Raw genomic sequence first — 17,312 nt, 5'->3', positions numbered from 1 at the left:
ATACGGTGCTTAGAAGGTCACGCCGACGCTGAGCGCCAGGAAGTCGCGATCGTCCACGGTGCTGAAGTCACCACCAAAGAAGTTGGTGTAGGCCAGGCTCGCGTTGTAGGTGTTCTGGTACTCGGCATCCAGCCCGAGGCTGACAGCCTTGCGACCTTCCTCGAAGTTGGCGCCAGGGCCTGGCGAGTAGCCTTTTACGTCATGGGACCAAGCCACGTTGGGCTTGAGATTCACACCGGCGAAGACGTCCGGGTATTCCCAGATGGCACGAGCGCGATAGCCCCAAGAGGTGGAGGTGGTGAAGCCGTCGTTGTTGCAGTTGCTGTTTACGTCGTTAGCGGTCTGCCCACCGCCTGCGGCAGTCCTGTCATTGAGCGAATCACAGAAACCGTTTGGCAGTTCGCCTGGGCCGAACACCGGATCGCGACCGTAGCGTGCCTCGGATTTACTTTCCAGACCACCGACATGCGTGACTCCGATTTCGCCTACCAGGGTTAAGCGACTGGCGCCCATGACCTGATCAAGGAAGTGAGTAAACGTGGTTTGGAATTGGGTGACTTCTTTGCGGCGATAGCCGTGCAGGTCTTGACCTGGCGAGCCATCAAGCACGGATGCGTCCCCGAAGCCCGGGATGGGCGTCACGCCGGCGAAAAGGATGTCAGTAGTGCTCAATTGCACCGGCGCATTCGGACGGTAGCTAAGCTCCCCACTCCATGCGGTACCGGTGGGCAAGGTTGTGGAAAAACTTAAACCATAGAGCCGGATATCTTCAGGGTACTCAACGAAATACTGTGAATTGCCCGCCACGATCAGTGGCCGTAGTGGTAATGGCGAAGCATAGGCCGCCGCCGGCGCACCTGTGGCACTGAAAATAGGCGCGCGACTGTGATAGTTCATGAAATAGGCGCCGAACTCGGTATCCAGCGGCTCAAACATGTACTTCAGCGATGCGCCCCACTGGCCACTATCCCGAGCATCACGATCCGGGCCTCGACGTACCAGCACGCCCTCCTCGTTCACATCCACTCCGTTCGCAGTCAGGAACGGCAAGAAGGCGCCTGGGATAGTCGAACGCTTGTTCAGTACCCGCAAATTATCCGAACACCCATCCGCAATCACATCCGGCTGGGAGAAGAACGTCCCGCAGTTATCTACAACCGTCTGATCCCACTCGATCTGGTAGAAGGCTTCAGCCGACAAGTTATCGGTCAGGCTCTGGGACACGTAGAACATGTTGACCGGGATCAGGCCTTCCTTGACCTCGGCGCCTGGGCGACGGAACGCGGACACGTCGACCGGGTTGATGGAGTTGATACCCCCTTGGATGAAGGTGCTCTCCCCCCAGCTGACCACCTGCTTGCCCAGGCGGACCGAGCCCGGTTGATCGGCGATGGCGTAGTTGTGGTAGACGAACGCATCGAGGAGTTGTCCGCCGGAGGACTTGGCGCCTTCCTTGCGGTTGCTGTCGCTGATGTCCTTGAACAGACGGTTCTCGTCCTTGAGTTCAAAGTCGTACCAGTACTTGCCTCGTACAAACACACCGGTGTCGCCGTACTTCAGCTCCAGGTCATGGATGCCCTTGAAGATCTTCGAGAAGGTTTCCCCGCGCTTGAAGTTCAGGTGGCCGTCATCGGAGGTCTGGGACAGGCCCTTGCCTCCGTTGTTCACCCCGATCAGATCGCGGTTGGCCTTGGACGTGGACCAACTCGCGCCCACCGACAGGGACGAATCGAACTGGCCTTCGATTTCACCGATGTTGAAGCTGACGCCGAATGCCGGGCCGGCGAGCGAGGAGGCAAGACTGACGGCCAGAGGCAGTTTTGCCCGGCGCCAGAAAGTGTTTGCTGAGGTCATCGACGCAACTCCATGTGTTTTATTGTTATGGCAGTGGGCGTTTCCGGAAACCCTTCGCCGTGCTGGCACGCGCGTCCCATTCCGAAAATCCTTGAGCGGACTATAGCCAGCAGGTAGTACGGCTTGATCCCTCTAAAGTGTGATTTGCAGCCTTCGACCACTCTGGAACAGTCCTTCGCCAGGCCGACGGTTGTCGGCACGGCAAGGATGGCTGAATTTTCGGTTTTGACAAGACAAGCGCTTGCTTGGTGGGGCTGCCGTGCCCTTTTCGGGCACGGCGCGAACGCTTAAAGCGTCGAGAGGAAGGTGCTGTTGTTGCTCTGCCATTCGGTGATGTCGACCCGGATGCGCTTCTTGTCGAGCTTGCCGACGCTGGTCTTGGGAATTTCCGTAACAAGGGCGATCTGGCTCGGAATCGCCCACTTGCTCAGGTGCCCCAGTTCGACAAACGGCTTGAGGTGTTCCTTGAGCTCGCGAGCCCCGATCTGATGCCCTTCGCGGATGACCAGCAAGGCAAACGGCCGCTCGCCCCACTGCGGATCGGGGATGCCGACCACTGCTACTTCGCGTACCGCCGCATGCCGGCTGATGAGGTCTTCCAGGTCCAGGGACGAGATCCACTCGCCGCCGGTCTTGATGACGTCCTTGATGCGGTCGCGGATGTCGATGAAGCCCATGCCGTCGAGCGTGGCGACGTCGCCGGTGTGCAGCCAGCCGCCCTTCCAGAGTTCGGCGCCTTTCTGTGGCTCGTTGAAATAACCCTCGGTGAGCCACGGCGCACGCAGTACCAGTTCGCCCTGGGTCTCGCCGTCCGCCGGCAGGAAACGCCCTTCGCCGTCGACGATCGCCGCTTCCACCAACGGCCCCGGCACGCCGGCCTTGATCCGGTAAGTGATGCGCTCGTCTTCGCTGCCGGCCATCAGCTCGTCGTTGAGATGAGCGCACGACACCAGCGGGCCGGTTTCCGACATGCCGTAAGCGGCAGTGAGCTGGATGCCCTTGGCCTTCGCTGCCTCGTACAAGCTGCGGTTGAGCGCGCTGCCGCCGATGACGATTTTCCAGCCGCCAAAATCGGTGTCCTGGGCGCCCTTGGCGTTGAGGACCATTTGCAGGATGGTCGGCACGCAATGGGAGAAGGTGACCTTTTCCTTGCGCCACAGCTCGATCAGGAACTCTGGGTCGTAGCGCCCCGGGTAGACCTGCTTGAGCCCGAGCATGGTCGCAACATACGGCAAGCCCCAGGCGTGGACGTGGAACATCGGCGTGATCGGCATGTACACGTCGTTGGTGCCCAGCAGCCGCACGCTGTCGATGGACCCCATGATGGTCGACACGCCCATGGTGTGCAGCACCAGTTGCCGATGGGTGAAGTACACGCCCTTGGGGTTGCCCGTGGTGCCGGTGGTATAGAACGTGGTGGCGACGGAGTTCTCGTCGAAGTCCTGGAAATCGTGGACCGGGCTGGCGCTGGCCAGCAGTTGCTCGTATTCGCCCACGAGGTTTGGCAGGTCGGCGGTTTTTTCCGGCAGGTCGGTCAACAGCAGCGTCTTCCGCACCGTGGTCAGGTGCCCGGCGATTGCCTGGTACAACCCGACGAACTCGCTGTTGACCAGCACGAAGCGGTCCTCGGCGTGGTTCATCGTGTAGAGGATCTGCTCTGGCGACAGGCGCACGTTGATGGTGTGGATCACCGCGCCGATCATCGGGATCGCGAACATGCATTCCAGGTAACGATGGCTGTCCCAGTCCATCACCGCCACCGTGTCACCGGCCTTCACCCCCGCCTCGGTCAGCACATTGGCCAGGCGCGCGACACGCTCGATCAGCGTCGGGTAGCTGTAGCGCATCTGGTCGCGATAGATGATCTCGCGGGTTTTCTCATAGCGCGCCCCGGACATCAGCAGCCGCTTGATCAGCAACGGGTATTGATAAGCGCCCTCGGCTGGCGGAATAACGCGAGTCTGCAACATAGGAGTCCCTTTTCTGACTGCACGGTCTTGGCTGGAAGGTAAGCACTCTAATGCGCCTGCCGGCGGATCAAATCAGCCGAAGGAATGATTTGATCCGCCCGGAAATACTAGCCTTGAGCCATCCAAGGGACGCTGTCCTACGCGGTCAATGCGCCTCGGTAAACGCCAGCTTCACGCCAATGGCAATCAGCACCGCGCCCATGGTCCGGTCGAACCAATGGCCCATGCGGGCGAAACCGGCGCGCACCCGCGCCTGGCTAAACAGCATCGCCACCATGCAGAACCAGGCCGCCGTGGCGACGGCCAGGTAAACGCCGTAGCCGGCCTGGACCGCCAGCGGCGTATGGGGATTGATCACCACGGTGAACAGGGACAGGAAGAACAACGTCGCCTTGGGGTTCAAGCCGTTGGTGATGAAGCCAGCCGTGAACGCGCCGCGCGCGGTACGTTCGCCCACTGCCTTGTGCAGGTTTTCCTCGGTGGCCTTGGCCGGTTGCGCTCGCAAGGCCTTGAAGCCGATGTACAACAGGTACGCGGCGGCGGCCCACTTCAGTGCGTTGAACAGTACGATCGATTGGGACACGATCAGGCCGATGCCCAGCAGCGAATAGCCCACGTGCAGGAAAATCGCCGTACCCACGCCCAGCGCCGTCCACGTCCCGGCGCGGCGACCGTGGGTCACGCTTTCCCGTACCACCACGGCAAAGTCCGGGCCGGGACTGGCGACGGCCAAGAGGTGGATCAGGGCGACGGTGAGGAATTCGGCGAGGTACATGATGGGGCTCCTTGCGACAGTCTTGTGTTAAATGAAATCCCACGGGTCTACGGCACCACGGCCGCAATGCATCTGATAGGCTCGCCACATTACGCTTTCGGTCTTTTAGATAACAGGTACAGCTGATGACGAATACCGCTCGCGCCGTTTTTCTCGACCATCCTTCCCTGGACCTCGGTGACCTCGACTTGAGCCCGTTGCGCCAATGTTTCAGTGAGCTGCAACTGTTCGCCCGGACCACCCAGGATCAAGTGACAGAGCGGCTCAAGGGCGCCACGGTGGCAATCACTAACAAAGTGGTGATCGATGCCGCCGCCATGGCCGCCAGCCCGGAACTCAAACTGATCCTGATCAGCGCCACCGGCACCAACAACGTCGATCTGGCCGCCGCCCGCCAGCATGGCATCACCGTGTGTAACTGCCAGGGCTACGGCACGCCGTCGGTGGCACAGCACACGATCATGCTGTTGCTGAACCTGGCGACGCGGTTGGCCGACTACCAAAAAGCCGTTGGCGAAGGTCGTTGGCAACAGGCTCCGCAGTTCTGCCTGCTGGATTTCCCAATTGTCGAACTGGAGGGCAAGACCCTCGGCTTGCTGGGTCATGGCGAACTGGGCGGTGCCGTCGCGCGGCTGGCCGAAGCCTTTGGCATGCGCGTGCTGCCGGGGCAGATTCCAGGTCGCCCTGCCCGCCCCGACCGCGTGCCGCTGGACGAGCTGCTGCCGCAAGTTGACGCCCTGACCCTGCACTGCCCGCTCACCGAGCACACCCGCCATTTCATCGGCGCGCGCGAACTGGCATTGCTCAAGCCCGGCGCGTTCCTGGTCAACACCGCACGCGGCGGACTGGTAGACGAACAGGCCCTCGCCGACGCCTTGCGCAGCGGTCACTTGGGCGGCGCTGCCACCGACGTGCTGAGCGTCGAGCCGCCGACCCAGGGCAATCCGCTGTTGGCCGGCGACATCCCCCGGTTGATCGTCACGCCCCACAACGCCTGGGGCAGCCGCGAGGCACGCCAGCGAATCGTCGGCCAACTGACGGAAAACGCGCAAGGGTTCTTCAGCGGTACAGCGCGACGTGTCGTCAGTTGATAAACTGCCGCACTTTTTTTCAAGGAGCAGCCCATGGATCCGCGCAGTGAAGTACTGCTTCGTCAGGCCGAGTTATTCCAGGGTTCGGTCCTGCTGGCCGGCCTGCCCGCCGATGATCTGCTCGGCCGCTTGCCCGAGGCTCATGGCTGGTGCTGGCACGCCGGCGACCAGGCGGCGCTGGACGCGCGGTTCCCGGAACGCAGCCAGTTTGGCGTGAACGTTCCGGAGCGCGAATTCGACACCGCCGTGGTGTTCCTGCCCAAGGCCAAGGACCTCACCGACTACGTTCTCAATGCCGTGGCGTCACGCTTGGCCGGTCGCGAAGTGTACCTGGTGGGCGAAAAGCGCAGCGGCATAGAAGGCGCGTCCAAGCAGCTCAACCCTTTCGGCAAGCCACGCAAGCTCGACAGTGCGCGCCATTGCCAACTCTGGCAGGTCACGGTCGCCAATGCGCCCCAAGCCAAGCCCCTGGAAAGCCTGGCCCAAAGTTACCAATTGCCGCTCGCCGAGGGCCCGCTGACGGTGATCAGCCTGCCAGGCGTGTTCAGTCACGGTCGCTTGGATCGCGGCAGTGCGCTGCTGCTGGAACACCTGGACAAACTACCCAGCGGCCATTTGCTGGATTTCGGCTGCGGCGCCGGGGTGCTGGGAGCAGCAGTCAAGCGCCGTTACCCGCACAACACGGTGACGCTGCTTGACGTCGACGCTTTCGCGGCCGCCAGCAGTCGCCTGACGCTGGCCGCCAACGGCTTGGAAGCCGAGGTTTTGACCGGCGATGGCATCGATGCCGCGCCGATGGGCTTGAGCGCGATCCTGAGCAATCCGCCGTTCCATGTCGGCGTCCACACCGATTACCACGCTACAGAAAACTTGCTGCGAAAAGCAGCCAAACATCTGAAAAACGGCGGCGAGCTGCGCTTGGTGGCGAACAGTTTCCTCAAATATCAGCCATTGATCGAAGAGCATCTGGGTATCTGTGCGATCAAGGCCGAAGGCCAGGGTTTTCGCATTTACCGAGCCAAGCGCGGCTGAAGCGTTTTAGAAAAACAGCGCTTGCCCAAACGGATTTGCCTAGGCAGAATCCGCACCGTCCTAGGGGAGTAGTCTCCCGCGAGCGCCATGCTCGCCCGGCATACGTCAACATACTTGGTCAGCAGACCATGGCGTATGCGGCCCAAGCGCCCCCATAGAGGGTCGCTGGGTTTGACAAGACCTATGACACGCACACCTTACCCGGGGCGGGGAGGCTGTACGTGTCATAGCCGTGTCGACCCGCCCCTCTTAGGAATCCCCTGATGCTGGACTCTTTCCTCGTACCGACCGCTATCGTTGCGCTGGCCGAAATCGGCGACAAGACGCAACTGCTCGCGCTGATCCTCGCCGCTCGCTTTCGTAAACCCTGGCCGATCATCGCCGGCATCGTCGCCGCGACCCTGGCCAACCATGCGGCGGCCGGCGCGGTGGGCGCCTGGGTCGGCGGGTTCTTCTCGGACGCGGTGTTGCACTGGATACTGGCGGCCAGCTTCGCGGCAACGGCGCTGTGGACCCTGGTGCCGGACAAGCTGGACGACGACGAAGCCAATACCGCCCGCAAGTTCGGACCTTTCCTGACCACGCTGATCGCCTTCTTCCTGGCGGAAATCGGCGATAAGACCCAGATCGCCACGGTCATGCTCGCTGCGCAATACCCTGAACTGTGGCTGGTGATCATTGGCACCACCGTGGGCATGTTGATTGCCAACGTGCCGGTGGTACTGGCCGGCAACTTCGCCGCCGAGAAACTGCCGTTGACCCTCATCCGCCGCCTGGCCGCCTCGGCGTTCTTCATCCTGGCGATCGTGGCGGTGTACAAGGCGATGCAGAGCAGTGGATGGGTTTGAGGCTGTTGTGGCGAGGGAACAAGCCCCCTCGCCACAGCTTTACTGCATGACGACGCTTACTTTTTAGCCTGCTGATAAAGCGGCATAACCTTCGGAATCGCCGCCTGCAACGAGGCGATCCGGCTGCTCGACGCCGGGTGGGTGCTCATGAACTCTGGTGGCGCCCCCTCCGAAGCCTTGGCCATTTTATTCCACAAGGTGATTGCAGCGTTCGGGTCGTAGCCGGCCCGGGCGGCGAGTTCGAGGCCGATCAGGTCGGCTTCGTTCTCGTTGCCACGACTGTTGGGCAAGGTCATGCCGTAGTTGGCCACGGTATCGGCCAGCGCCAGGCTGTCCTGGCCCAGGCCGAATATGGCACCGGCACCCTGCTTGGCCATTTCGATGCCATAGGCCTTGGACATCGCTTCACGGCCGTGCTCGCGCAAGGCGTGGGCGATTTCATGGCCGATGATCGCGGCGATTTCATCGTCGTTGAGCTTCAGCTTTTCGATCAAACCGGTGTAGAAAATGATTTTCCCGCCAGGGCCGCAGCTGGCGTTGAGCTCGTCGCTCTTGATCAGGTTCACTTCCCAGTTCCATTGCGCCGAATCCGGACGGAACACCGGTGCCTGGGCGATCAACCGGCTGGAGATGGCCTGGACGCGCTTGGCATCGCTGCTGGTCTTGTCCAACACGCCCTGGGCTTTCGCTTCGCCCATGCTTTTCTGATAGGACTGCGCATACATCTGGTTGACCTCAGCGGTCGACAGCATGCTGAACATGTACTGCTTGCGCTCCACGCCCACGGCTCCGCCGCTGGTGGTGTTGACCGACTGGCAACCGGCGAGCAGCAGACCCGCGCTCAAGGCACTCACGATCAAAGTCTTGTTCATACAAAAGAAGCTCCATGGAATCGTGGGCGTATCCTAGGCGTTGATTTGTATCGGCGCCAGATACACAGAAGCGGATTACCGATTTTTCGGTCAGATCTCAACCCGGCCATTTGCGACACCGACGATGCCAAAACAGTCATCCGACGAACAGCGCCTCATGTCGGGCCCGGAAAACGCCGATAAAAATTCCAGACGTCATTTCCGCGTCCGGAGCCTTTATGAAATTCAAATCGATCCAATTTTCCGTCGCCGCCCTGGCCGGAGCCATTGTGCTCAGCGTGGTCGGCGCCCTGGTGCTGTATGCATTATTCGCCGGCGCCCGTACTCAGGAGATGGTGCAACAGCGGACCAAGGCGCAGTTTGAACAACTCATCGAGCAACGCCTCAGCGCCCTCGCCCATACCCAGGCCAGCTTGATCCAACGGGAGCTCGAAGCGCCACTGTTGCTCGCCCGGGGCCTGGCAACTACCAACGCCTTGATGGGCATGAGCGGCACGGATGGCAGCCCGCAGTTGAAGCTCCCTCGTGAACAGATGATCAGCCTGCTGCGGGAAACCGTGGTGCGCAACCCGAAAATCCTCGGTGCCTACATCGCCTGGGAACCGAACGCCATCGACCACGACGACGCCAACTATGTGAACAGCCAAGTGCTGGGCATGGAAACCAACGGGCGCTTCCTGCCGTGGTGGTTTCGTAATCAGGACGGCACCCTGGGCCTGGAAAAGCTCGCCGACGTGACCGACCAGAAACTGCTGTCCACGGGTATTCGCGCCAGTGAGTACTACCTGTGCTCCCAGGACAGCAAGAAAGCCTGCGTGATCGACCCGGCGCCCTACCGCGTCGGCAATACGATGACCATGCTCGCCTCGTTCATCGAACCGATCCTGGTCGAGGGCAAGTTCCAAGGCATCGTCGGCGCCGACCTGTCGGTGAACTTCATCCAGGACATGCTCGTCGCCGCGGACGCCAAGCTATACGGCGGCGCCGGGGAAATGGCCCTGCTCTCGAACAACAACCGATTGGTGGCCTTCACCAAAGACCCGAGCAAGCTCGGCGAGAAAGCCAGCGACCTGCTGGACGCCAGCGAGCTGGACAACCTGACCAAGCTCGGCATTGGCGAAGTGCGTTACGACATCGACGAAGAGCACGGCCACATCGAGGTGTACATGCCCTTCGGCATCGGCCAGGCCGAAGCGCGCTGGACATTGATGATGCAACTGCCGCTGAACGCGGTCATGGCCGACCTGCAAGCCTTGCAGAAGGACCTGGACGATCAGCGCGAGACCGATATTTTCGGCATGGCGATGGTCGGCCTGGCCATTGCCGCGCTCGGCCTGCTGGTGATTTGGCTGGTGGGCCATGGCATCGCCCGACCGCTCAAGCAAATGGTGGCAATGCTCGATGACATCGCCCAGGGCGAAGGCGACCTGACCCGCCGCCTGACCAGCGACCGCGCCGATGAACTGGGCGCCATCGCCAAGGGCTTCAACACGTTCCTGAGCAAGTTGCAGGGCATGATCACCCAAGTGGTGACATCGGTGCAGAGCGTCAGCGACTCATCGGAGCACACGGCCGACATCGCGATCCGCACCAACCAAGGTGTGCACAAGCAAATGTCGGAGATCGACCAGGTCGCCACCGCCGTGCAAGAAATGACCGCCACGGCGCAGGATGTAGCGCGCAACGCAACCCAGGCCGCCCAAGCCGCCAGTCACGCCGACCAGGCTGCCAGCCAGGGCATGCAGATCGTGCGGGATACCTCGACGTCCATCGGCGCGCTGGCCGTGGAAATCGGCAAGGCGGTGGGCGTGGTGCAAACCCTGGCCAAGGACAGCGAGAACATCAACGCAATCCTCACCGCCATTCGCGGGATCGCCGAGCAGACCAACCTGTTGGCGCTCAACGCGGCCATCGAAGCCGCCCGGGCCGGTGAACAGGGCCGTGGTTTTGCGGTGGTCGCCGATGAAGTGCGCAACCTGGCACAAAAGACGCAGCAGGCCACTGAAGAGATTCAGTCGATGATCCAGCAATTGCAGCAAGGCACACGGGACGTGGTGCGCGTGATGGAGGACAGCCAGCACCGTACCGACGAAAGCGTGCAGCACGCGGCGAAAGCAGCCCAGGCCTTGGAGACGATTACCCAGGCCGTGTCGGTGATCAACGACATGAACACCCAGATCGCCAGCGCCGCCGAGGAGCAAAGCGCCGTGGCCGATGACATCAACCGTAACGTGATCAACATCGGGCAGGTGGCGAACGAGGTGGCTAGCGGCGCCGACGAATCCAGCGCGGCCAGCGCCGGGCTGACCAAGCTGGCGGAGCAGCAGCGGCGGTTGATCAATCAGTTCAAGGTCTGATGCACAGTCGCGGATTCAAGCCGGGGTCAGGCACTCCGGCCCATTGAGTTTCGGGTCGTTGACCATGTTCGCCAGCACCCGCTCGCGCAATTGCCCCGGCTCGCTCGCCAGCAGTCCTTGCAAGACATGCAGCGGTGTCTCGGGGTCGAGCCACTGGCGCTGGCCCTCTTCATCGAGAATCAGTGGCCGGCGTTGACCGGCCGCCGGTTGAGTGATGACAGCGGTGCTCAGCCACACTTGCTCCTGCACCGGATAGGCTTCCCAGATCGCCGCGAAAAACAGCGACGAACCCTCGCCCGGGGTCAGCCAGTACGGGCGCTTGCGGGTGCCGCCGCGCCATTCATAAAACCCGTTGGCCGGCAGCAGGCAACGCCGCAAACGCAAGGCTTCGCGGAACATGGGCTGCTCGGCCACGGTTTCGGCCCGGGCGTGAGCCGGCGTGCGGGACAGATCGGTCAGCCACGGCGGCGTCAGCCCCCAACGCGCCCGGGCCAATTCGCGCTGGCCGTCGGCGCCGGCGCGCAGCATCAGTACCGAGTCATTGGGCGAGATGTTCCATTGGGCCTTCTGGTCGGCGGGGAAGCCGGGCAAGGCCGCAAAGGCGGGGTTCCAACGAAACAGGGCATAACGTCCACACATGGGGCAACACGGCTCTCGTATCAAACGGCGGCCAGCCTAACAGACCAGCGTACCGGGGTAACTGTCGGGTTCATCGCCAGGCACCGGCAGCGCGGCATTGTAGGCGGTGATCAATTCCCGGGCGTATTGCGCCTGATCGTCCTCAACCGCCAGCCCCAGCAGGCCGTACATCGGCAACTCACCCGCGCCACCCACCAGGTCGCGGCCGACCAGGTGCGCCGTGATGCCTTCGCTGGCGAGCATGCCCTGGAGCAATTCGCCTTCCATCAGGTTTTCCAACTCGTAGATTCGCTGCATGGCCGCCCCATCACTCGTTTTCGCTGAAGACCTCGAGGTGCCATTCGTCTTCGTGGACCTGCAGGACGAAGGTAATCGGTCGGCAACAGACCTGGCAGTCTTCGATGTAGGTCTGGTCGCCGCCGGAAAGATCCACTGAAGTCTCTACCTCTTCCCCACAATACGGGCATTCATAAAGAGCAGCTTCCAGCATCGCGGTCTCCCAAGTGACTTGTGCGTATAATCGCCGGTCTGTTTGCAGGGCTATTTTTGTCTGGCTTACTTTCAGACCGTGCCCTGTCGCGTTTTCGATCGAACCTTTACTTACCCTAGCCGTTTCCAACAAGAGAGCATGATGGGCGAATTCGATGCCATCCGACCTTACGACGACAGCGAAGTACCAGCGGTGCTGGCGCGGCTGCTCAGCGACAAGGCGTTTCTAGATATCCTCACCCACTTCCGCTTCCCGCGCCTGGCCGGCGCTTTTGGCTGGATGCTCAAACCTCTTATAGCGCAGAAATTGCGTCGAGAGTTCGCCGGTGTGACATCGGTCGCCACCTTGCAGGACAAAGTGGAGTTCTACGTCGACCACACTATCGAACGCGCCACCGATGGCGTGACGTACACCGGGGTGGAGCAATTCAAGTCCGGCAACGCGTACCTGTTCATCGCCAACCACCGCGACATCGTGATGGACCCGGCTTTCGTCAATTACGCCGTGTACCACGCCGGCCTGCCGACCCCGCGCATTGCCATCGGCGACAACCTGCTGCAGAAGCCGTTTGTCAGCGACCTGATGCGCCTGAACAAGAGCTTCATCGTGCACCGCTCCATTACCGGGCGCCGGGAAAAAATGGCGGCGTACCAGTTGCTGTCGGCGTACATCAACCACTCGATTCGCAACGATTGCGCGTCGATCTGGATCGCCCAGGCCGAGGGCCGCGCCAAGGACGGGGATGATCGCACCGAATCGGCGATCCTCAAGATGTTCCACATGAGCCGCAAGGACGAGCCGTTCGGCGAAGTCATCCGCTCGCTGAACCTCACTCCGGTGTCGATCAGCTACGAGTATGACCCGTGCGACCAGGCCAAGGCCCGCGAACTGTACATCCGCGCCACGACCGGCACGTACACCAAGGCGCCGGGCGAGGACGACGTCAGCATCGCCAAGGGCATCACCGGCTACAAGGGCCGGGTCCACGTGAATTTCGCCCCGCCGATCAGCGAGTTGTTCGAGGACACCAAGCAGTTGGCCCTGGAGATGGACCGGCAGATTCTCGGCGGCTATCGCCTGTTCCCGGTGCACTACCTGGCCTACGCCCAATGGGCCGATGCCGATCCACAATTGCAGGTGCCGACGGCGGCCGAGGTATTCGGCGCCGAGGAACTGGCCAAGGCTGAAGAAGAATGGCAGCGTCGATTGGACGCTTGCCCGGAGGAACACCGACCGTTCCTGGTGCTGCAATACGCGACGCCGGTGCGCAATCAGTATCGGGTCAAGGCGGGGTTGGCGCTTTAGGGAGTCAGAGCTGAGTGCTGATCCACGACATCAGCAGTGCCAACCCCAGGCAGGCAAAACCGAACCGGTAGAAAAACCGGTTCATGCGCTGGGTGGCCAGGTCCAGCAGCGCTTCGAATCGTTCATTGCTTTGGCTGCTACGCGCTTCGAGACAGGCCCGCGCCCGCTGTTCGCGGCGACGCGTCGCGTGCAGCACCCAGCCACCCGGGCAGGCAAACAGCAGCGCGAGCAGGTTGATCAGTTTGGCGGGGTGGGCAGCGAACAACGAGAACAGTTGCAACGACATCACAAACCTCAAGGGAAAACGGACGCCTGGCGCCCGGGGACCTACGAACAGGGCGCGGATTCTACCGAAAGCCCGCCGCCCTGCGCCGTTTTTTCCGACCAATAACGATCCCCTACGGGGATGGTTGTTTCGTGGGTCGGGCTCATCTATCTAATTTCATCCGTCACGGTTTCGTCATATGGATAGGCCACCCTGTCGCCCTCCAAACCCACACGGAATCCGTCATGCTGCACGCCGAAAACCAGGACCGCCTCTATCTCATCAGCCCGAGCGATGAACAACAGAACCTTGTCGGCAGTTTGTCCTTCAACGTGCAAGACCGTCATTGGCTGGTGTATTGCGCCCTCGGCGGTCATCAGCATGCGGACCTACCGGAGACAGACCTGCTGACCGGGATCAGCGTGCTGGAGCTCTATTCCCAGGCCGCATGAAGATCGCGCCGACAAAAAAGCCCGCTTGTGCGGGCTTTTTCGTTCGGGACGCAGCCTTACTCAGCCAGCACCTGACCAATGGTCGGGTCCTTGAACAGACGGGTCAGGGCGTCGCTCAATACATCGCTGACCAACTTGGTGTTGGTGTCCTGGTTCGGCGCCATGCCGAAGCGTTGGTCCAGCGAAGCACCGTAGCGACCGCTGTAGCGGCGGCTGGCGTTCTGCACGTCGGAGCGGAAGGTCGCGCCAATCGTCGCTTCGGTCACGTACATGCCTTCCTTGGGCGACTGGTATTTCAGCTCGGCCAGGGTCACGGTCAGTTGCGGCGCGTTCATTGCGTTCGCAGTGGGCGTGAAGCCCAGCAAGCGCACGGCTGCCTCGGCCTGGGCCTGCAACTTGGGCAGGATCTGCGCGCCTTGCACCGTGATCACGCTGGTCTCAGGGTACAGGCCACCGCGCGTGCCAAGGGTTGGCGACGGACGACCGTCCACCACTCGCACCACCACCGGTTGGCCCCGACCCACCGGCGCCAGTTGGGCGTTGAGCTTGGGTTCCGGGTTAAGTTGTTGCGGGCTATGGGCACAGCCGACAAGGGTCAGACTGGTCACGGCGATCAAACCGAACAACAGGCGTTGCAACATGCTTTTCTCTCCAGAATCGGGCACAGACAGGCCGGCAGTATAGCGGTGCGCCATCGCGGCGAACTAGCGTCGCAGCATGAATACTGCAAAGTCTGACATGGGCCGTGCCGGACGGTTCCTGTCACCCCGTTGTCATGGTCCTTACACCGGTGTGTCATGGCCGGCTGTCAGGCTGTCCCCAAGCTCCTTCGACACGGTATCCGACCATGCGCTATCTCATCTCCCTGTTCACCCCACGCCCACATCACCGCTGCTTTGCCCTGCTGGACCGCACCGGTCGTTGCCAGGCATTCAAGCAATGCAGCTTGCAGCCCATGGGCGATGGCTGGGTGGAAATCGAAGAGATCCGTCTCAACTGGCTGCATCAACCACTGCCCGCCAGCGCCTTGGTACAAGCCCCTCGCGCTCGTTCGCGCAGCCGGCAACTGTTGGCCGTCTGACCGCGAGGCTAATAAAAGTCATAAAACACGACCATTTCCGCGCGTTTCTTCGCTACAATCTCCCCCCGATTATAAGGACGTCTCCTGATCGGGCCCCGCAACGCCGCTGATGCGCTTGTATTGGCACCCCGCACCGCCCACAGAGAGCCGCCCACACAGATCGAGTGAAGCTGGCGCGCTTGCTGTTTCCCTGGCAAATCACCACTTTTCGCGAATCTGCAGAGCTGTCATTACGCTCGGTCACTGAGCTGTCTGCCCGTTTTGCCTGTCATGTACTTCATGAGGGCATCCAAACCGGGCACGGTGCCAGGCTGGGACAGCCCTTTTTTGAGGTTCACGTCTTCAAAAGAGCGTGAAAAAACGGGTTTTCACAACTTCACAAGAGTGTGGCGAGCAAATGAAGAGTTTTGCGTCTGAACAAGCACCATTGGCGTCTGGAACAGCCCAACGACACAGGACCGGATATCGCTCAAGAACCGGCGCCTGAAGCCTGTCCGCTACGGATTTGGTTGCACGAACGGATGTCTCGGCCATAAGTCGAATTGCCTGCCCGGCGCTTAAATGAGTTCATGGGACTCTTGAGGCCAGGCTGCATGCATCCGCAGTGTTGCGAAGAATTGCGAAGATTCGGACATGGCGATCCTGGCCATGGATACCTGGGGCGCAACTGACCTGCCCCGCTTCCTGGCCGCTATGCCGACAATTTGGTGCTGCAGATTTTGGAGACGCGTTAAATGGCGCATAACGAAGCAGTCGATGTAGTTCTGGTAGGGGCCGGCATCATGAGTGCCACCCTGGCCGTGCTGCTCAAGGAGCTCGACCCCGCGATTTCGCTGGAAGTCGTCGAGCTGATGGACTCGGGTGCCGCGGAGAGTTCCAATCCCTGGAACAACGCCGGTACCGGCCACGCCGGGCTGTGTGAGCTGAATTACACGCCCCAGGCCGCCGATGGCAGTGTCGACATCAAGAAAGCCGTGCACATCAACACTCAGTTTGAAGTGTCGAAGCAGTTCTGGACGTACTTGACCAGGAAAGGCACGTTCGGCTCCTCAAAATCCTTCATTGCCCCGGTGCCGCACCTAAGCTTCGTGCAGGGCGAGAAAGGCGTGGAATTCCTGAAGAAGCGCTTCGAACTGATGCGCCAGCATCACGCTTTCGCCGACATGGAATACACCGAAGACCGCGAGCAGATGGCCGAATGGATGCCGCTGATGATGCCCGGCCGCCCGGCTGACGAAGTCATCGCCGCCACCCGTGTCATGAACGGTACCGACGTCAATTTCGGCGCCCTGACCAATCAGTTGCTCCAGCACCTGGGCAGCGCACCGGACACCCAGATCAAGTACTGCAAGCGCGTCACCGGCCTCAAGCGCAACGGCAACGGTTGGACCGTCAGCATCAAGGACGTCAACAGCGGCAACACCCGTGAAGTGGATGCCAAATTCGTGTTCCTCGGTGCCGGCGGCGCGGCGTTGCCGCTGCTGCAAGCTTCAGGCATTGAAGAAAGCAAGGGGTTCGGCGGCTTCCCGGTCAGCGGCCAGTGGCTGCGTTGCGACAATCCGGAAGTGGTCAAGCATCACCAGGCCAAGGTCTACAGCCAGGCCGCGGTAGGCTCGCCACCGATGTCGGTGCCGCACCTGGACACCCGCGTGGTCGACGGCAAGAAATCCCTGCTGTTCGGGCCGTACGCCGGTTTCACCACCAAGTTCCTCAAGCACGGCTCGATCATGGACCTGCCGCTGTCGGTACGCGCCGGCAACATCGGCCCGATGCTGGCCGTGGCCCGGGACAACATGGACCTGACCAAGTACCTGATCAGCGAAGTGATGCAGTCCATGGAGCAGCGCCTGGAATCCCTGCGTCGCTTCTACCCCGAGGCGAAAGCCGAGGACTGGCGCCTGGAAGTGGCCGGCCAACGGGTGCAGATCATCAAGAAAGATCCGAAGAAAGGCGGCGTTTTGCAGTTCGGTACCGAACTGGTCGCAGCCAAGGACGGCACCCTCGCCGCCCTGCTCGGCGCCTCGCCAGGCGCGTCGGTCACCGTTTCGATCATGCTTGACCTGATCGAGCGCTGCTTCCCGGACAAAGCCAAGGGAGAGTGGGCCGCCAAGCTCGCGGAGATCTTCCCGGCCCGGGAAAAAGTGCTGGAAACCGATGCGGCGCTGTATCGCAAGGTCAGCGCGCAGAACAACGTTGCGCTGGAACTGGTTGAAGAAAGCAGCGAGACCCAAAGCTACGCTTGATTCGACTGGATAAAAAAACGCCCCGCTCTTTCATGAGA

At 61.4% G+C, this 17,312-nt stretch carries 17 protein-coding genes and 1 riboswitch; of the genes, 8 read left to right on the top strand and 9 right to left on the bottom strand.

Going from position 1 to position 17,312, the window contains the following annotated elements:
- Positions 1-9: 9 nt before the first annotated feature.
- From HU762_RS06860 to HU762_RS06850, 3 genes are all read right to left on the bottom strand, one after another.
- Entirely contained in the window at positions 10-1,854 is a 1,845-nt protein-coding gene (locus tag HU762_RS06860; RefSeq protein WP_186634616.1) for a DUF1302 domain-containing protein, read from the bottom strand.
- 287 nt (positions 1,855-2,141) lie between these two features.
- The gene (locus HU762_RS06855) at positions 2,142-3,824 is read right to left on the bottom strand and encodes a fatty acid--CoA ligase (RefSeq protein ID WP_186634613.1); all 1,683 of its coding nucleotides are present in this window, start codon (positions 3,822-3,824) and stop codon (positions 2,142-2,144) included.
- 145 nt (positions 3,825-3,969) lie between these two features.
- Complete coding sequence (locus HU762_RS06850) at positions 3,970-4,599, bottom strand: LysE family transporter (protein ID WP_186634610.1); 630 nt, start codon at positions 4,597-4,599, stop codon at positions 3,970-3,972.
- 125 nt (positions 4,600-4,724) lie between these two features.
- Between HU762_RS06850 and HU762_RS06845 the strand changes: the two genes are divergently transcribed.
- The 3 genes from HU762_RS06845 (at position 4,725) to HU762_RS06835 (ending at position 7,570) form a co-directional block, all read left to right on the top strand.
- A complete protein-coding gene (locus HU762_RS06845; RefSeq protein ID WP_186634607.1) occupies positions 4,725-5,690 on the top strand; it encodes a 2-hydroxyacid dehydrogenase in 966 nt (321 codons plus the stop codon).
- A gap of 33 nt (positions 5,691-5,723) precedes the next feature.
- A complete protein-coding gene (locus HU762_RS06840; RefSeq protein ID WP_186634604.1) occupies positions 5,724-6,722 on the top strand; it encodes a class I SAM-dependent methyltransferase in 999 nt (332 codons plus the stop codon).
- A 51-nt stretch (positions 6,723-6,773) separates the two neighbouring features.
- A riboswitch (yybP-ykoY riboswitch) is annotated at positions 6,774-6,894 on the top strand.
- Between the two features lie 91 nt (positions 6,895-6,985).
- Positions 6,986-7,570 carry a TMEM165/GDT1 family protein gene (locus tag HU762_RS06835; RefSeq protein WP_186634601.1) on the top strand — a complete coding sequence of 195 codons (585 nt, stop codon included), beginning with the start codon at positions 6,986-6,988 and terminating at the stop codon, positions 7,568-7,570.
- Between the two features lie 56 nt (positions 7,571-7,626).
- On the opposite strand, the gene HU762_RS06830 is transcribed toward HU762_RS06835, so the two are convergent.
- Positions 7,627-8,442 carry a M48 family metallopeptidase gene (locus HU762_RS06830; protein ID WP_186634598.1) on the bottom strand — a complete coding sequence of 272 codons (816 nt, stop codon included), beginning with the start codon at positions 8,440-8,442 and terminating at the stop codon, positions 7,627-7,629.
- 218 nt (positions 8,443-8,660) lie between these two features.
- On the opposite strand from HU762_RS06830, the gene HU762_RS06825 reads away from it, so the two are divergent.
- Positions 8,661-10,799, top strand: a complete 2,139-nt coding sequence (locus HU762_RS06825; RefSeq protein ID WP_186634595.1) for a methyl-accepting chemotaxis protein — start codon at positions 8,661-8,663, stop codon at positions 10,797-10,799.
- 15 nt (positions 10,800-10,814) lie between these two features.
- Here HU762_RS06825 and HU762_RS06820 read toward each other — a convergent pair whose 3' ends face one another.
- Genes HU762_RS06820 through HU762_RS06810 form a run of 3 tightly spaced genes read right to left on the bottom strand, consistent with a single transcriptional unit; the run spans position 10,815 to position 11,928 of the window.
- On the bottom strand, positions 10,815-11,438 hold the full coding sequence (locus HU762_RS06820; protein WP_186634592.1) for an SOS response-associated peptidase: 624 nt from the start codon (positions 11,436-11,438) through the stop codon (positions 10,815-10,817).
- Positions 11,439-11,474: 36 nt separating this feature from the next.
- Complete coding sequence (locus HU762_RS06815) at positions 11,475-11,735, bottom strand: DUF2007 domain-containing protein (protein ID WP_186634589.1); 261 nt, start codon at positions 11,733-11,735, stop codon at positions 11,475-11,477.
- A 10-nt stretch (positions 11,736-11,745) separates the two neighbouring features.
- Positions 11,746-11,928 (bottom strand): CPXCG motif-containing cysteine-rich protein, encoded by a 183-nt coding sequence (locus tag HU762_RS06810; protein WP_186634586.1) that lies wholly within the window; start codon positions 11,926-11,928, stop codon positions 11,746-11,748.
- Between the two features lie 138 nt (positions 11,929-12,066).
- On the opposite strand from HU762_RS06810, the gene HU762_RS06805 reads away from it, so the two are divergent.
- Positions 12,067-13,233 (top strand): 1-acyl-sn-glycerol-3-phosphate acyltransferase, encoded by a 1,167-nt coding sequence (locus tag HU762_RS06805; protein ID WP_186634583.1) that lies wholly within the window; start codon positions 12,067-12,069, stop codon positions 13,231-13,233.
- Between the two features lie 4 nt (positions 13,234-13,237).
- On the opposite strand, the gene HU762_RS06800 is transcribed toward HU762_RS06805, so the two are convergent.
- Complete coding sequence (locus HU762_RS06800) at positions 13,238-13,519, bottom strand: hypothetical protein (protein WP_186634580.1); 282 nt, start codon at positions 13,517-13,519, stop codon at positions 13,238-13,240.
- Positions 13,520-13,743: 224 nt separating this feature from the next.
- Between HU762_RS06800 and HU762_RS06795 the strand changes: the two genes are divergently transcribed.
- Entirely contained in the window at positions 13,744-13,950 is a 207-nt protein-coding gene (locus HU762_RS06795) for a hypothetical protein (protein WP_047229420.1), read from the top strand.
- A gap of 56 nt (positions 13,951-14,006) precedes the next feature.
- On the opposite strand, the gene HU762_RS06790 is transcribed toward HU762_RS06795, so the two are convergent.
- On the bottom strand, positions 14,007-14,591 hold the full coding sequence (locus HU762_RS06790; RefSeq protein ID WP_186612372.1) for a YajG family lipoprotein: 585 nt from the start codon (positions 14,589-14,591) through the stop codon (positions 14,007-14,009).
- Between the two features lie 206 nt (positions 14,592-14,797).
- On the opposite strand from HU762_RS06790, the gene HU762_RS06785 reads away from it, so the two are divergent.
- Complete coding sequence (locus HU762_RS06785) at positions 14,798-15,031, top strand: hypothetical protein (RefSeq protein WP_186612373.1); 234 nt, start codon at positions 14,798-14,800, stop codon at positions 15,029-15,031.
- Positions 15,032-15,765: 734 nt separating this feature from the next.
- Positions 15,766-17,274: a malate dehydrogenase (quinone) gene (gene mqo, locus HU762_RS06780; protein ID WP_186634577.1), complete on the top strand. Its 1,509-nt coding sequence runs from the start codon at positions 15,766-15,768 to the stop codon at positions 17,272-17,274.
- Positions 17,275-17,312 lie beyond the last annotated feature (38 nt).

The organism is Pseudomonas sp. SWRI92 (genome assembly GCF_014268685.1).
In the GTDB taxonomy this organism is placed as follows: Bacteria; Pseudomonadota; Gammaproteobacteria; order Pseudomonadales; family Pseudomonadaceae; genus Aquipseudomonas; species Aquipseudomonas marvdashtae.
The sequence above is the reverse complement of the archived record's forward strand: the minus strand, read 5'-3'. Positions and strand labels throughout refer to the sequence as shown.

Excerpts from the sequence above, each read along its gene's own strand:
- HU762_RS06850 (WP_186634610.1), bottom strand. The coding sequence starts at position 4,599 with ATGTACCTCGCCGAATTCCTCACCGTCGCCCTGATCCACCTCTTGGCC.
- HU762_RS06810 (WP_186634586.1), bottom strand. The coding sequence starts at position 11,928 with ATGCTGGAAGCTGCTCTTTATGAATGCCCGTATTGTGGGGAAGAGGTA.
- HU762_RS06815 (WP_186634589.1), bottom strand. The coding sequence starts at position 11,735 with ATGCAGCGAATCTACGAGTTGGAAAACCTGATGGAAGGCGAATTGCTC.
- HU762_RS06840 (WP_186634604.1), top strand. The coding sequence starts at position 5,724 with ATGGATCCGCGCAGTGAAGTACTGCTTCGTCAGGCCGAGTTATTCCAG.
- HU762_RS06790 (WP_186612372.1), bottom strand. The coding sequence starts at position 14,591 with ATGTTGCAACGCCTGTTGTTCGGTTTGATCGCCGTGACCAGTCTGACC.
- HU762_RS06830 (WP_186634598.1), bottom strand. The coding sequence starts at position 8,442 with ATGAACAAGACTTTGATCGTGAGTGCCTTGAGCGCGGGTCTGCTGCTC.
- HU762_RS06835 (WP_186634601.1), top strand. The coding sequence starts at position 6,986 with ATGCTGGACTCTTTCCTCGTACCGACCGCTATCGTTGCGCTGGCCGAA.
- HU762_RS06805 (WP_186634583.1), top strand. The coding sequence starts at position 12,067 with ATGATGGGCGAATTCGATGCCATCCGACCTTACGACGACAGCGAAGTA.
- HU762_RS06795 (WP_047229420.1), top strand. The coding sequence starts at position 13,744 with ATGCTGCACGCCGAAAACCAGGACCGCCTCTATCTCATCAGCCCGAGC.
- mqo (WP_186634577.1), top strand. The coding sequence starts at position 15,766 with ATGGCGCATAACGAAGCAGTCGATGTAGTTCTGGTAGGGGCCGGCATC.
- HU762_RS06845 (WP_186634607.1), top strand. The coding sequence starts at position 4,725 with ATGACGAATACCGCTCGCGCCGTTTTTCTCGACCATCCTTCCCTGGAC.
- HU762_RS06860 (WP_186634616.1), bottom strand. The coding sequence starts at position 1,854 with ATGACCTCAGCAAACACTTTCTGGCGCCGGGCAAAACTGCCTCTGGCC.
- HU762_RS06800 (WP_186634580.1), bottom strand. The coding sequence starts at position 13,519 with ATGTCGTTGCAACTGTTCTCGTTGTTCGCTGCCCACCCCGCCAAACTG.
- HU762_RS06820 (WP_186634592.1), bottom strand. The coding sequence starts at position 11,438 with ATGTGTGGACGTTATGCCCTGTTTCGTTGGAACCCCGCCTTTGCGGCC.
- HU762_RS06855 (WP_186634613.1), bottom strand. The coding sequence starts at position 3,824 with ATGTTGCAGACTCGCGTTATTCCGCCAGCCGAGGGCGCTTATCAATAC.
- HU762_RS06825 (WP_186634595.1), top strand. The coding sequence starts at position 8,661 with ATGAAATTCAAATCGATCCAATTTTCCGTCGCCGCCCTGGCCGGAGCC.
- HU762_RS06785 (WP_186612373.1), top strand. The coding sequence starts at position 14,798 with ATGCGCTATCTCATCTCCCTGTTCACCCCACGCCCACATCACCGCTGC.